The following is a 14,543-nucleotide window of genomic DNA, read 5'->3' as shown; positions in this document are numbered from 1 at the left end:
CCTCCCAGAACTGGAGAGAACGATGGCACAACCACAATCCATAACGCTGACGATTAACGGCACACCGCGGCAGCTTAATCTCGATCCTCGTACCACGCTGCTGGACGCGCTGCGCGAACATGCCGGACTTACCGGTTCCAAAAAAGGGTGCGATCAGGGGCAATGCGGCGCCTGTACGGTGCATATTGATGGCGAACGCGTGCTGAGCTGCCTGACGCTGGCGGCGCAGGCGGAAGGCCGGGACGTGAAGACGATTGAAGGCCTGAGCCAGGGCGACACCCTCCACGCCGTTCAGGCGGCCTTTCTTGAGCATGACGCCTTTCAGTGCGGCTACTGCACGCCGGGGCAAATCATGTCTGCGGTCGCCTGTATTGAGGAAGGTCATGCGCGCAGCGATGAGGAGATCCGCGAATATATGAGCGGCAATCTCTGCCGCTGCGGTGCCTATACCCATATTGTCAAGGCGGTCAAAGATGCTGCTGCCCGGCTGAAAACGGAGGAATGTAATGAGGGAATTTGACTATTACCGCGCCACCGATCTCGCCACCGCCACGCAGCAAAGCGCCCAGCCTGAAACGCATATCCTTGCGGGAGGAACCACCCAGCTCGATCTGATGAAGTGCGACGTGCTGCGCCCTGCCCGGCTGGTCGATATCACCCATCTCAGCGATCTGCGGGAGATTTCTCTGACCTCCTCTTCACTGGATTTTGGCGCGCTGGTGAAAATGAGCGAGGCGGCAGAGAGCCAGCATGTGCTCTCCTCCGCGCCTGCCGTGGCTGAAAGCCTGATGCTCGCCGCCTCGGCGCAGCTCAGAAATATGGCCACGCTGGGTGGCAATATTTTACAGCGTACCCGCTGCGCCTACTTTCGCGATCCCCATGCCTGGCCAGACTGCAATAAGCGCCAGCCGGGATCGGGATGCGCAGCTAAAGAAGGGCTGAATGATAACCACGCCGTGCTGGGCATCAGCGATAGCTGCATCGCCCTCTACCCGGGCGATTTTGCCGTTGCGCTGACCGCATTTGATGCGGTGCTCCATATTCAGGGTGCGGACGGACAACAGCGTCGCGTTGCGGTGGATGATTTCTTTCTGTTACCCGGCGACCGCCCGGACAGGGAAACGCAGCTGGCGGAAGGCGAGATTATTGTCCGCATTACCCTGCCGCTCAGTCCGGCACTGGCGAATTCGCATTACCTTAAGGTGCGCGATCGCAGCTCTTATGAGTTTGCGGCAGCCAGCGCCGCGGTCGGACTGGAGCTGGAGAGCGATGGCCGCACCATCCGGGATGTGCGCATCGCCCTTGGCGGCGTTGCCACTCGTCCCTGGCGCGTCCGTCAGGTGGAGCAGGCGCTGCAAGGCCAGCCGCTGGAGGAGAAAATATTGCGGGACGCTGCTGAACTGGCGATCGAAGGTGCCGTCGCCCATCAGCATAATGGTCATAAAATTACCCTTGCGCCGCGCGTGATCGCCCGGGCGCTGATGACCGTGGGAGGTCTGGCATGAGTACAACCGAAACCCGCCCAGGGACGCAGGCTGACAAAGGTTACCAGGCGCTCGGCAGCCGCCGCGATCGTGCTGACGGCAGGCTGAAAATTCAGGGACTCGCCCCCTACGCCGTGGAGAAATCGCTGGAAAATCTGGCCTATGCCGTTGTGGTCCAGTCCACCATTCCTCACGGTAAAATCGTTAGCATGGATACCGATAAAGCCCGTCAGGCTCCCGGTGTTCTGGCCGTATATAATCACGAGAGCGGGCTGACTATTCATCCGGCTAAAACGTTCGCCAGCGGCGGTGCGGCGGCACAGGCCTTTTTGCCGCTACAGAGCGATAAAGTGTTGTGGAACGGTCAGCATATTGCCGTGGTGGTGGCGGAAACGCTGGAGCAGGCCACGGAGGCCGCCGCGCTTATTACCACCGAATACAGCGGCGAGGAAGCCGCGATCCATCCCGACGATCCTAAGGCTGAGCCGGAATCGTCCGAGGCGATGACGGTCAGCTGGGGAGAGGCGGTGCCCAGCCTCGCAGCGGCAGAAGTTCAGGTTGGCGGCGTCTACACTACCCCCAGGGAGTACAACTGCCCGATTGAGCCGCACGGCTGCATCGCCCACTGGCAAAACGGTGAGCTGACGCTCTGGGAGCCGAGCCAGTGGGTGGGCGGCGCACGTCAGGTTGTGTCGGAGTGGATGGCTATCGACAGTGCTAAAGTCCGCGTTCTTTCGCCTTATGTCGGCGGTGGATTTGGCTGTAAGGGCGGCATTCAGCCCCACAGCGCGCTGGCCTGCGTCGCGTCGCGGGAGCTGGGCCGCCCGGTGAAGCTCGCCCTCACCCGCCCGCAAACCTTTACCGCTTTTGGCGGCCGGCCGCGCACCCATCAGCAGCTTGCGCTGGGGGCGACCCGGGAAGGTCAGCTGGTGTCAATCGTGCACGAAAGCTGGAACGAAACGGCGCTGGAGGATGTGCATACTGAACCCTGCAACTCGGTGACGCCGCTGATGTACGCCTCGCCCAATTTTCAGTCCCATCATAAGCTGATCCATCTCAATACGGTGAATCCAGGATGGATGCGTGCGCCAGGCGAGAACCCCAGCTCGTTCGCCATTGAAGTGGCGATGGATGAACTTGCCAGCGAACTGAAAATGGACCCGATTGCGCTGCGGCTGAAAAACTACGCCGAACAGGATCCGCAGGCGAATATTCCCTGGAGTTCACGCCGCCTGAAAGAGGCTTATCGGGCTGGCGCTGAGGCGTTCGGCTGGCATGAACGCCCGCCGGAACCGCGCAGTTTACGCGAAGGACGGCAGCTGATTGGCTGGGGGATGGCCTCGGGCACCTATCCGGTCCGGCGTACCCCTGGCGAAGCGCAGATTGTGCTGCACGGCGACGGCAGCATTGAGGTACAGAGCAGCGGTGTGGATATTGGCACCGGTACTTATACCATCCTGGCGCAGACTGCCGCTGATGTCCTTCACGTCCCTTCTGACACCATCAGGGTAACGCTGGGCGATACGCAGCTGGCCCGTGCGCCTGTGGCCGGCGGTTCTCAACTTGCCAATGTGCTGACTGGCGCCGTGCATAAAACGGCGCTGGCGCTGCGGGATGCCCTGATTACGCTGGCGGTCGGCACGCCCGGCTCGCCGCTCTTCCAGGTGCCGCCGGAGAAAATCAGGCTTGCTGACGGTGCGCTCCGGCTGGAGGCGCAGAGCGATACGCGGATTAGTTTGGCAGAATTGCTCAGACTCAGCGGCAATGAGGAGCTGGTGGCCCATCAGGATACCTTTGGTAAAGAGGCTGGCGAGGAAGACCGCGATGCCGCTGCCAGCACGGCGTCGATGATGATCCCACCCACCGAAGGCGGCGTCTCCGCCCACAGCTGGAGCGCGATTTTTGTCGAAGTTGCCGTCGATGAAGATTTCGGCACGGTGCGGGTCCGCAGAATGGTCGGCGCATTTGACTCCGGCCGCGTTTACAATCCCAAACTGACTGAAAGCCAGTGGATTGGCGGTATGGTGATGGGCATCGGTCAGGCGCTGCTGGAAGAAGGCATGATTGATTCCCGGGACGGGCGCATCATGAATGCCAATCTGGCTGACTACCTGGTGCCGGTCAACGCCGATATTCCAGCGCTGGAAACCATTAACGTGGGCGAACCCGACTTCCTGGCGACCGCGCTGGGCGGTAAGGCGGTCGGCGAGCTGGGCATTGTGGGCGTGGCCGCCGCCATCTCCAACGCGGTCTGGCATGCCACCGGCAAACGCATTCGCGATCTGCCGATCACCCAGGATAAGCTCCTTTAACCGACCCTAATCGCTGCCCTCTTATCCCCCGCCCGGGAGATGAGAGGGCAGATCAATATCCCGGATCGCCGCCTCATCCTCCACGTCAAACGTCCGTACGGGAAACTGTTTCATTAGCCCCCGCGCGCCCTCCTCCGCAGTGAGCGTACTCAGCGCCGGAAAGGTATCGCGTCCAAAGCCCACCGGGTGACCCGGTTTGCCCCGCCAGAGCGGCCTGACAATCCCTTCTGCCACTATCTTTTCTGCCACCTGCTGAAACAGGGACGGGGTAACAAAAGGCATATCGGCCAGATGAACGATCCAGCCCTGCCAGTCGCTCATGCTGCGCACGCCTGCCGCTATCGACTCACCAAGGCGGCTATTTTCCACCAGCACCAGCGGAATTCCCGCCTCCCGGCAGTAGTCGCGGATCGCCAGCTGCGCAGGCCTGGTTACCACGCACAGCGGAAGCTGACTCTCCCGGGCGGCTGAGAGCGTGTGGACAAAGAGCGGACGCATTCTGCCACGCTCATCCGCAAAAACGGCCTCTAGCTTATTCCCCCTGCCGCCCGCCTGCGTGAAGCGCAGCCCCTGGCCGGCAGCGACGACAATAATCCCCATGTTGCCCATTGCTGCTCCTCTGTTCCGGCCCTGTCCGCCTGCCGGGGTAAATGATAAAAAGGGTTCGCGCCGCGCACAGGGCGGTAATTTCGGCTAACATGCTGTAATGAAATCAATAAAAATAGCAAAGGAGATCGCATGAATCAGCCGTCAGCCCCCCAGGGACTCTCTGTAGAAGAGGCGCTGGATAAACTGGATTCTCTGTACGAACAGGCGGTCACCGCGCTGCAGGACGCGATTACGCACTATATCAGCAGCGGTACGCTGCCGGACCCCGATGCGCGCGATAAAGGTTTGTTTGTTTACCCGGAGCTGCGCGTCAGCTGGCTGGGCGACAGCGTTGGCGAAAGCACTTCCCGGGCGTTTGCGCGCTTTACCCATCCCGGCAGCTATGCCACCACCGTCACCCGCCCGGCGCTGTTTCGCCACTATCTGACCGAGCAGCTTGAGATGCTGGCCAGCGAATATCCGGTCAGCCTTGAGGTTCGACCTTCCGGCCAGGAGATCCCCTTTCCTTACGTGATTGATGGTTTAAGCCTGGCGCTTGACCGCACCATGAGCGCCGGACTGGCCGCCCACTTCCCCACCACCGAACTCGCCCGGATCGGTGATGAGAACGCCGACGGACTTTATCAGCCCGGCGAGCGCTTCCCGCTTTCGCACTTTGATGCGCTGCGCACGGACTTCTCGCTGGCCCGCCTGCGTCACTATACCGGCACGCCCGTTGAACATTTTCAGGCGTATGTGCTGTTCACCAACTACACGCGCTATGTGGATGAATTTGTACGCTGGGGCTGCGAGCAGATTGCCGATCCGGACTCCCCTTATGAGGCCCTTTCCTGTGCGGGCAGCGTACTGGTGACCGCCGAAACGGAAAATCCGCAGGAGACGATCTCCGGCCTGGCGTGGAAAAACCATCAGATGCCCGCCTGGCACCTTATCGCTAAAAATGGCCAGGGGATCACCCTGATCAACATCGGCGTCGGGCCTTCCAACGCCAAGACTATCTGCGATCACCTGGCCGTTCTGCGCCCCCATACCTGGCTGATGATCGGCCACTGCGGCGGGCTGCGTGAAAGCCAGTCGATTGGCGACTACGTGCTGGCCCACGCCTATCTGCGCGACGACCATGTGCTTGACGCGGTACTGCCGCCGGACATCCCCGTGCCGAGCATCGCCGAAGTTCAGCGTGCGCTTTATGACGCCACCCGTCTGGTCAGCGGCATGCCGGGAGAGAAGGTCAAACAGCGGCTGCGCACCGGTACGGTCGTCACTACCGATGACCGCAACTGGGAACTGCGCTACGCCGCCTCCGCGCTGCGCTTTAACCTCAGCCGGGCGGTGGCCGTGGATATGGAAAGCGCCACCATTGCCGCACAGGGCTACCGCTTCCGCGTCCCCTATGGCACCCTGCTGTGCGTTTCAGATAAACCGCTGCACGGCGAAATCAAGCTGCCGGGACAGGCAAACCGCTTCTATGAAGGGGCGATATCTGAACATTTACAGATCGGAATTTGCGCTATCGACCTGCTGCGTGCGGAAGGCGACCGCCTGCACTCGCGTAAGCTGCGGACCTTTAATGAGCCGCCGTTCCGTTAAGCCATTCCATTAAGCCGGGCGCGCCGTCGCCTGCGGGCTGGCTCCTGGCTGGAGAGAAAGCGTACGATTTGCGCCTGCTCTCCGGTCAGACCCTTCACCTCACACCTCTCTCCAGCAGCGCTCCCGTGCCGAAAGCGCAATGGCTTCCAGCACCCGCGACACCCGCAGACCCTCGGCAAAGTCGGGCCACATAGGATCGCCCGCCGCAACGCCATTAATCAGATCGCGGATCTCCACGGTTTTCTGATCGTTAAAGCCGATGCCGTGCCCGGCGGAAACGCAGAACGCCGCATAGTCGGGATGCGCCGGTCCGGTCAGGATTGTTTTAAAGCCCTGTCGCCCTGCGGGATCGTTATGCTGATAGAGCGCCAGCTCCGCCATCCGCTCCTGGGTATAGCGGATAGCGCCTTTGGTACCGGTGACCACGTAGGTCAGCCCCATTTTACTGCCGCAGGCGATACGTGAGGTTTCAATCACGCCATGCGCGCCGTTTTCAAACCGCAGCAGCGCGCTCGCCTGGTCTTCATTTTCAACTTCACGCATTTTACGCGGGTCCGCCGGGTCGGGCCGCTGCCGGATGGCCGTCAGCATATCGCCGGAAACCTCACTGATATTGCCCACCAGATAATGCGCCATATTGATAATATGCGCGCCCAAATCGCCCAGCGCCCCCAGGCCCGCCAGCGCTTTCTGGCAGTGCCAGTCCAGCGGCGTCCGCGGGTCCGCCAGATAATCTTCATTATGGGTGCCGTAGAAGTGCACCACCTCGCCGATTTCGCCACGGACAACGATCTCTTTCGCCAGCTGGCTGGTGGGGTTTTTCATATAGTTGAAGCCGACCAGCGTTTTCACCCCCGCCTTTTCCGCCGCCCGCGTCATCTCCTGCGCATCCGCCACGTCCAGCGCCAGCGGTTTCTCCGAATAGACGTGCTTGCCATGGCGAATTGCCTCAAGCGCCATCGTCTTATGCAGAAAATTAGGCGCGCAGATGTCGACCACATCAATATCCGGATCGGCCACCAGCTCGCGCCAGTCGCCCGTGGCGCGCGCGAACCCCAGCGCGGCAGCCTGCGCCTTCGCCACGTCCAGATTCACCTCCGCCACCATCTCACGCACGATTTCGCCTTTGAGAGAGAATACGGTGGCGGCCTGAGCGTAAGCAATAGCGTGACAGCGCCCGATATAGCCGGTGCCAATCAGCCCGATTCTGACCTTGTTCATAGGAGTTCCCTGCGGGTTTAGGTTGCGGATTAGAGGAACGTATATTTCATAATCACCTGCCACAACGTGAAAATGAAATAAACGTGATCATTATGACGAAACTGGCTGCAACGCGCGGCATTATGGCAGCGCAGCCTGCGGGCAGTGTTCCAGAAGCGAAGCGGGTAAGAAAAACCCCCTTTTGATCAAAACAGCGCTGAAATGCTGATTTATTCAGCAGTCAGCTAAAAAGCCGCAAACAGGCTTTGACATCCGGCACCCCGCTGGATATTATGCGCCCCGTTCCAACGATTCCTCTGTAGTTCAGTCGGTAGAACGGCGGACTGTTAATCCGTATGTCACTGGTTCGAGTCCAGTCAGAGGAGCCAAATTTGAAAAGCCCGCTCAGGGAAACCTGAGCGGGCTTTTTGCATTGCTGCTTTGCAAATCCTTATACAATTTTGATTCCACAAGTTAGCGTGAAAATCTTCTCGATGTATTTTGATTTTACCCCCTGCATCCGCAAAAATTGGTTGCCAAATTTGGGGTCAGATTAGTTCGATGATAGTGTGAAGCACTGAGGTGCATCAGGGAGCTGTACGGTATCGAAGGCGAAAGCCGGGATAAAAGCGCAGCGGAACGACCGACCATCCGCCATGAAAACGGTGCCGCTGCTGAACGCGCTGGAATAACGGCTACGTGTGAAATTGAAACCAATTTCCCGACACTCAAAGCTGGCGAAAGCGTTCGCGTATACGCTCAATCAGTCGGAGGCACTGAAATACCATGACATTGACGGCTGGGCGAAGGCAGACCACAACTTTGCTGAAAACGCGCTGCGGACATTGAGTCTGGGTCGGAAATACTCCCTGTTCTTCGGCTCCGATCACGGCGGCTATCGTAGCACGCAGCTCTACGGGTTAATCGGGAGCTAACGTCTGAACGGCGTCGACCCTGAACGCTATCTTCTTCATGTGTTGTAGGTGACCACCGACTGGCCCGTCAATCGCGTTGGCGAACTGCTGCCCTGACACATCATCCTGCCCGACAAGTAATCTCCAGATCATCCTGTCAATACGTCCCTTGCTGGACGCTCACAAAGCGAGCACTGGATATCCAAAATTGAATATCCGAATAGTATGTTCATCAGCTGTGAATGCCCGGGATGGTGTCCGTAATCGGTCAGTTTTGTTCAGACAGAGTTGATGGTTCCGCTCATGACCACCCAGGCGACTGTGGCCTATTCGGACAGCCTTTTTATTGGATAAGTGACAAGTGGTTTAATTTCTTTAAGGACAAACATACTCTGCATTTCTTTAATTCCCGGCAGCCTGCGTACAACTGACATTGCGAAATCAGCATAGTAGTCCAGATCCGATGCTACAACTTGTAGCAGAAAGTCGGCATCCCCACCGATGCTATAGCAGGAAACTACTTCTTCCAGCGCGGTCACTTCTTCTTCAAATTTTTTAGCCTCCGCTTCACTGTGGCTATCAATGGCTACCCGAATGAAAACCATCACCCCCAGGCCAATTTTTTTACGGTCAAGGACAGCCCGGTAGCCCTGAATCACTTCATCTTCCTCAAGCTTGCGCACTTTTCGCCAGCAAGGAGACGCTGACATACCTATCTTCTCCGCCAGTACCTGGTTAGTTACACGAGCATCGTCTTGTAAAAGTTGGAGGATCTTGATATCTGTCGGACTAAGCGCCATAGGTGAAAACTCCTTTCTATTTGAAAGCACTAATAGGGAATTCTTACCTAAAAACCCGAAATAAGTAAATGATATAGGTAACAAATTCCCATTTAGCTGCTGCATAATGTGTTTACTTTTTCGATGAGTTATTACAAACATCATGAGGGAACAACTAAATCATATGTTAATGCATATCGTCATGTTTACGTTCAGGAGCCCATGGAGCTGGTCATCCCTGGAAGCCATTGATGCAGAAAGAGCAACACGTGCCCACCCAAACTATATTGATGAAATAAAAGGATGGAGCTGCGGCAGAAATATCACAAAGCGAGATATTGCTGCGGATTTTGTGGTGATTGGTCTGTTTGAAAATATTGAAGATCTTAATGCTTATATTATCCACCCGAACCACCAGGAAGGGGTAATAAAATGGAAATTCATCGCGGATTGGAAGGTTATTGACATTGAAATAACCAATAATTTCACACAGAAGAGTGGGTTACTATCTGCATTAAATAAAATCACCAATACCCATTGAAACAACCCCTATGGAATTAAGGATTGAAGATGAAATTTGATGCCAACCAACATCGCTGTAAGATCATTGTTGATAAAGATCTGCCAGCAGGTCTTGCTATGAATGCGGCAAGCGTCATTGGAATCAGTTTTGGACGTACAGTTGAAAACCTCGTTGGCCCAGACATGCAAAGTCTTGACGGAGTCAATTATCCTGGCGTAATTTACAGTCCGCTTCCTATTCTTCTGGCGTCAGGTGAATACCTGCATGAAATACAGACTAATGCAGAAAATGATGATGACATTTATTTTATGCCATTTAGTGCACTGGCGCAGTCATGTAAGACGTATGAAGAGTACGGCGAAAAAATATCTTCAACAAACAGTGGTAATATTGAACTGATAGCAATTGGCGTTATTGGACCTAAAAAGAAAGTGACAAGAATGACCGGAAACCTACCACTCTACAAATAATTCACCATGAAGAACCACTAAGTCAATAGTGGATATGCTTCTGATTTCTCCTCCGTAAACATGGGTATTCAACTCGAAACCTTTTTAGATAAGGAAGGCTATATGCATGCTATTTTTAAAGATGAAGTGATAAAGCAAGCAAAAAAAGTTTATCGTCAACATTGTAATTTTAACGCAGGGGATATTGGTTTAGATCAGCTTCAAACTCATCAAAATAATAATCTCCGGGAAATTGTTCGGCATGTTTCTAAAAACTCTCCATTCTATCGCGAACATTTAAAAAACTTGTCCCCTAAAGACATTGAATCATTGTCGACAAATGGATTATACGCGCTTCCATTTACGACCAAAGATGATCTGAGAAAATATGGCGCATCATTAGCATCCGCGCCACTTGACCAAAGCTGGATTTATTATGAAACAACAGGTACGACTGGGAAGCCGACACCTTGCCCCCGTAATGAGACTGATTCAATCCATAACAATACCCCTCTTATTATTAATTATCGGGATATATTTAAACTGCATGGTTCAAATCATATTGTGGGGGTAATGGGACCAAGTGAACTTCATTCAACAGGTGATACATTTGAAGATGTATTTCGCAGCCTTGGTTACAGCGTTGTGAAAATGTGGCCTCGTTCACCTGTAGTGGGAATGAAACGAGTCATGGCATTGATCAATGAACTAAAAATAACCGCACTAGTCTGCACGCCAGCAGTAGCTATTTCTGTTGCTCGATTTCTTAAAAATACGGGGCAGAATCCGTCCGATACAAGTGTAAGTTTGATCCTCACGATTGGTGAACTAACAACTCCATCGCTATTAAGGAACATTGGTGAGGTATGGGGCGCACATGTCTATAGCTGTATGTATGCCTCTCAGGAATCATCTATTCTTGCCGTCTGTGCAAAAGACAGTAACCTTTATACAATCCCTCTAAACAACTATTACGAGATTATTGATCCTTCCAGCGGTACAGGCTATGACGTAAAAAAGGGGCAGGTTACCGGCGAGTTGGTCATAACGCATCTCTATAAGGGGCAGAAGCCGCTTATTCGTTACCGTACCGGTGACATTGTGCGCTCGACTTACATGCCTGATGGCAGTCAAAAAATAGTGCCCATCGGCCGCGTGCGTGATGTCCTAACCCTCAATGGTACAGCTTACTGCGCCTGGGATTTAGAGGCGGCACTTCTTGAACGGCTGAAAGGCTGCCTGGACTATGCTATTCAAATCGACAGAAGCGAAGGTATCGATGCTCTTAATATCACGGTTGAGATGTTTAATAAGGAATTAGATATCTCTCCGGTACTTAAGGACGTTAGGACGCATATAGAGCAGACGATTACAGGCGTCAAAGTAAATCTTATTACTGGAGAAACAAGTAGCGTAACTGCAACTTCGGCTATGGTCAGTTGGAAGGCGGCACGTATCCACGATTTGCGGCCCGCAGCCGACAATAGTGATCGTGAAGCAGCTCTTGCATTGATCAATCGGGGGTTCCAATAATGAACGTTGCTTACCCCAATAAAATTAGTGAAATCAGCGAAATCAGTGAAATAAAACCAGCACACCACCGATGGAGTTACCTCAATGGCGAGTTCATTGAATCCGATCTAGCCGTTTTACCTATTACGACACAAGCATTTAATTACGGAACCGCTGTATTCGAAGGCATTCGTGGCTATACACATGATTCTGATGGGGAGGTAAATATTTTCCGATTAGATGATCATATTAATCGGCTTTGCCAGTCAGCATCACTACTGTTAATTAATGATCTTCCTGAACATCAGGTGTTAAAAAAATTGATAGTATCACTCCTGGCGAGAAATAAAACCAGAAATGACTGTTACATCAGACCTATTGCGTATAAGCACCATCTTTTACCTGGCAGTGGCTTTGGCGTGAAACTCTCTGGTGTCAGTAGCGGATTATCAGTGAACAGCCTCAATATGAGCTCTTATATTAAAGAGGGCGGTATAGCCTGCACTATTTCAGGCTGGCGTCGTGTTGCCGACAACTCTATTCCTGCAAGAGCTAAAATTACAGGAAGTTACGTTAATTCAGCCCTGGCAATGGAAGCTGCTCAACGTGGCGGATATGACGATGCCATTATGCTAAATGGTCATGGTTATGTTGCAGAAGCAACCACATCGAATGTTTTTATGGTCAAAAATGGGAAGCTGATAACACCCCCCACTACAGCACATATTCTCGAAGGGATCACGCGTGACACTGTAATTACGCTTGCGACAAACTATCTTGACCTGAAAGTAGAAGCACGGGACATCTTACCGTCAGAACTTTTGACTGCTGATGAATGTTTTTTAACAGGTACGGGGGTCGAGATATCCCCAGTTAGTCAGATTGATCACCACAAACTTAACAGTATGGATACTCACAGTATATCAATGACTATTAAGGGACTGTATGAACAGTCAGTTCGTGGGGAGTTAAACGTTTTTAATCATTGGTTAACCCCTGTCTACTAAATAAAATTTCAGGTGAAGCGATGAACTACCATTTTTTGGACATAGGCTTGAGTCATGCCGTGAACTGTCCTATTAACACATTAGGCCCTTCGGGAACAAGTAGTGAATATGCATCTCAATTCTTTCACCTCTGGATGAGAGATAATTATTCTAATAGCCATCACGAGATCTTTCTTAATGAAACCTATGAATTGGCAAGGGATAACATTAAGAATGAAAAGGGAATATTAATTGTTGCCAACGCGTATCAAAAAATTAATGATTTTTATATGGATACTCGCTTGAAATTACTGGCGACATTTCTTTATGATACTCCACTTTATGGTCTGGTGGCTAATAGAGAATTACCTGACAGACCATTGTATATCGCGTCACATCCTGCACCTATCCCATTAATTAAAGAGTTACTCCCTGACGGATTACATATTAAGCAAGTCATTGAGATGCCATCCACTAGCGCGGCAGCACAAGCTGTAGTTTCCCGTAAAGTGGATGTAGCTTTAACTACTGAAGTTGCGGCCAGAATACACAAACTCAGCTTTATTTCGCGAACCCGCCCTATACATATGCTTTGGTCTGTGTTCGCCTCTAATATTTGAAAAGGACAGAAAATGACAATACTGAAAATGCACAATCTCGACAGTGCACCCTCTGCCAGTCGTTCGTCACTTCAAGGTTCAATTGATGTTTTTGGCTGGATTCCCTGGCAAAGCGCCTATATGGCGGAGTCACCTGCATTGCTGTCATCTTACCAGTTCGCCCATGACGCGTTCTGCCAGTGTTCTCTGAACGAAGAGGAACGCGCAGTTGTGTGGATAACAACGGGGACCATAAATCAGTGTGCCTACACGGTTCAGGCCCATAACTGGATCGCGCAGCATAAAGGGGTATCGGTAGAAATTCTGAATACGCTTGCCCACGAACCCGAAGTCCTTCCTGGCAAACTGGCAGCGTTATATCGCTTTACTCGTCAAGTTGTTTTGGCCCAAGGCCAGATACCTCAACAAGCTTTAGAAGAGGTACTGAGCGCAGGATATAGCCAGCAAAATGTTCTGGACGTTATTTTGGGGGTGTCCCAAAAAACAATGTCAACGCTTCTCAACAGTATCGCACATACTCAGATTGAGCCCCAATTCCAGTCCTTTCCGACACGATAACGATGGATAATCACCATGGAATTCATTAATCGTAAGCAAGTGGAAGAAGCTTTATCTCTTTCAAAATGTATACAGTTGAGCCGGGACGCTTTTGCCCTGTTAAGCCAGGGCAGAGTTAAACAGACGTTGCGGAGCGTTATTGCTTCCGAACAAGGTAGCCTGATGGGAACCATGCCCGCCTACATTGAAGCAGGTCCATATGCTGGATTTGGATTAAAAACAGTCAAGGTAGATTTAAGCCACAGTAAGAAGCGGACGTCTCATGAGGGTTGTATTTTACTTTATGATGCTTCTGATAAGGGCGATATAGCCCTCGTTGACGCTGCCGCAGTGACTGAATTGCGTACAGCAGCGGCATCTGCACTGGCTACTGATATTCTGGCTCCTAAAAATGCTAGCCGTCTTGCTATCCTGGGTACTGGAATTCAGGCAAAAAAACACGCCCAGATGATGATGGAGATTCGCCCATTCCAGCATATTTCAATCTGGGGAAGAAGTGACACAGGCGCAACTGCATTTGCAGAATGGTGTCGGCAACATTTGGGACTGCCCATAACAGTCGCGATGACGCCTGCCCAAGCTATCTCAGATGCTGACATCATCTGTACAGTAACAGCATCAAAGGAACCGTTTCTCCATTCCAATGACCTTCCTGCTCGTTGTCATATTAATGCTGTTGGCGCTTCAGCCCTAGGTTTTCAGGAAATCGGGGCCGATATTTATGCGGGGGTGGAACTGTTCGTTGACTCCAGAGATGCCGTCTGGAATTCCTCATCATGTTTGCTACAAGCAACACAACAAGGATTTTTACCCAAAGACAATATGGGCACTGAAATAGGTGAATTGCTCACGTCAGATATTCTCCCGATAACACTTAATCCGCAGAGAAGTCTATTTAAGTCCGTTGGGCTCGCCGTTCAGGACTTAGTCTTTGCCCGGGCAGTCGTTGCTCAGACTAAAATATCTATGAACAACGGTTTTTAAATAACCATCATCACCGCATTTCA

The 14,543-nt window shown here is 52.7% G+C and carries 14 protein-coding genes, 1 tRNA gene and 1 pseudogene; 13 read left to right on the top strand and 3 right to left on the bottom strand.

What is annotated here, in order from left to right; all coding sequences use genetic code 11:
• Positions 1-22: 22 nt before the first annotated feature.
• Genes AAH446_RS10545 through AAH446_RS10535 form a run of 3 tightly spaced genes read left to right on the top strand, consistent with a single transcriptional unit; the run spans position 23 to position 3,796 of the window.
• Entirely contained in the window at positions 23-520 is a 498-nt protein-coding gene (locus tag AAH446_RS10545; protein ID WP_342906660.1) for a (2Fe-2S)-binding protein, read from the top strand.
• Positions 507-1,505, top strand: coding sequence for an FAD binding domain-containing protein (locus tag AAH446_RS10540; RefSeq protein ID WP_342906659.1), 999 nt, complete (start codon positions 507-509; stop codon positions 1,503-1,505). The genes AAH446_RS10545 and AAH446_RS10540 overlap by 14 nt, the downstream gene beginning before the upstream one ends.
• A complete protein-coding gene (locus AAH446_RS10535; protein WP_342906658.1) occupies positions 1,502-3,796 on the top strand; it encodes a xanthine dehydrogenase family protein molybdopterin-binding subunit in 2,295 nt (764 codons plus the stop codon). Before AAH446_RS10540 ends, AAH446_RS10535 begins: the two co-directional genes overlap by 4 nt.
• Before the next feature lie 21 nt (positions 3,797-3,817).
• Here AAH446_RS10535 and AAH446_RS10530 read toward each other — a convergent pair whose 3' ends face one another.
• On the bottom strand, positions 3,818-4,405 hold the full coding sequence (locus tag AAH446_RS10530) for a nucleotidyltransferase family protein (protein WP_342906657.1): 588 nt from the start codon (positions 4,403-4,405) through the stop codon (positions 3,818-3,820).
• Between the two features lie 129 nt (positions 4,406-4,534).
• Between AAH446_RS10530 and AAH446_RS10525 the strand changes: the two genes are divergently transcribed.
• Positions 4,535-5,995, top strand: coding sequence for an AMP nucleosidase (locus tag AAH446_RS10525; protein ID WP_342906656.1), 1,461 nt, complete (start codon positions 4,535-4,537; stop codon positions 5,993-5,995).
• Between the two features lie 99 nt (positions 5,996-6,094).
• Here AAH446_RS10525 and AAH446_RS10520 read toward each other — a convergent pair whose 3' ends face one another.
• Entirely contained in the window at positions 6,095-7,216 is a 1,122-nt protein-coding gene (locus AAH446_RS10520; protein WP_342906655.1) for a Gfo/Idh/MocA family protein, read from the bottom strand.
• Positions 7,217-7,508: 292 nt separating this feature from the next.
• Here AAH446_RS10520 and AAH446_RS10515 point away from each other — a divergent pair.
• Positions 7,509-7,584, top strand: a tRNA-Asn gene (locus AAH446_RS10515).
• A gap of 182 nt (positions 7,585-7,766) precedes the next feature.
• A pseudogene (locus AAH446_RS10510) lies at positions 7,767-8,175 on the top strand (IS66 family transposase); the annotation flags it as partial.
• A 260-nt stretch (positions 8,176-8,435) separates the two neighbouring features.
• Here AAH446_RS10510 and AAH446_RS10505 read toward each other — a convergent pair.
• Complete coding sequence (locus AAH446_RS10505; RefSeq protein WP_342906764.1) at positions 8,436-8,909, bottom strand: Lrp/AsnC family transcriptional regulator; 474 nt, start codon at positions 8,907-8,909, stop codon at positions 8,436-8,438.
• 163 nt (positions 8,910-9,072) lie between these two features.
• Between AAH446_RS10505 and AAH446_RS10500 the strand changes: the two genes are divergently transcribed.
• The 7 genes from AAH446_RS10500 (at position 9,073) to AAH446_RS10470 (ending at position 14,520) form a co-directional block, all read left to right on the top strand.
• Complete coding sequence (locus AAH446_RS10500; RefSeq protein ID WP_342906654.1) at positions 9,073-9,429, top strand: Dabb family protein; 357 nt, start codon at positions 9,073-9,075, stop codon at positions 9,427-9,429.
• Between the two features lie 29 nt (positions 9,430-9,458).
• Positions 9,459-9,881, top strand: a complete 423-nt coding sequence (locus tag AAH446_RS10495; protein WP_342906653.1) for a DUF2000 domain-containing protein — start codon at positions 9,459-9,461, stop codon at positions 9,879-9,881.
• A 102-nt stretch (positions 9,882-9,983) separates the two neighbouring features.
• Entirely contained in the window at positions 9,984-11,393 is a 1,410-nt protein-coding gene (locus AAH446_RS10490) for a phenylacetate--CoA ligase family protein (protein WP_342906763.1), read from the top strand.
• Positions 11,393-12,379 carry a branched-chain amino acid transaminase gene (locus tag AAH446_RS10485; protein ID WP_342906652.1) on the top strand — a complete coding sequence of 329 codons (987 nt, stop codon included), beginning with the start codon at positions 11,393-11,395 and terminating at the stop codon, positions 12,377-12,379. Before AAH446_RS10490 ends, AAH446_RS10485 begins: the two co-directional genes overlap by 1 nt.
• Before the next feature lie 20 nt (positions 12,380-12,399).
• A complete protein-coding gene (locus tag AAH446_RS10480) occupies positions 12,400-12,978 on the top strand; it encodes a bacilysin biosynthesis protein BacA (protein WP_342906651.1) in 579 nt (192 codons plus the stop codon).
• A gap of 12 nt (positions 12,979-12,990) precedes the next feature.
• Positions 12,991-13,536: a carboxymuconolactone decarboxylase family protein gene (locus AAH446_RS10475; protein WP_342906650.1), complete on the top strand. Its 546-nt coding sequence runs from the start codon at positions 12,991-12,993 to the stop codon at positions 13,534-13,536.
• Between the two features lie 15 nt (positions 13,537-13,551).
• Complete coding sequence (locus tag AAH446_RS10470) at positions 13,552-14,520, top strand: ornithine cyclodeaminase family protein (RefSeq protein ID WP_342906649.1); 969 nt, start codon at positions 13,552-13,554, stop codon at positions 14,518-14,520.
• The last annotated feature ends 23 nt before the right edge of the window (positions 14,521-14,543 follow it).

The sequence above is a fragment of the Erwinia psychrophila genome (genome assembly GCF_039023475.1).
Taxonomy (GTDB): domain Bacteria; phylum Pseudomonadota; class Gammaproteobacteria; order Enterobacterales; family Enterobacteriaceae; genus Erwinia.
Note: the sequence above shows the minus strand (reverse complement) of the source record. Positions and strands in the feature narration are given on the sequence as shown.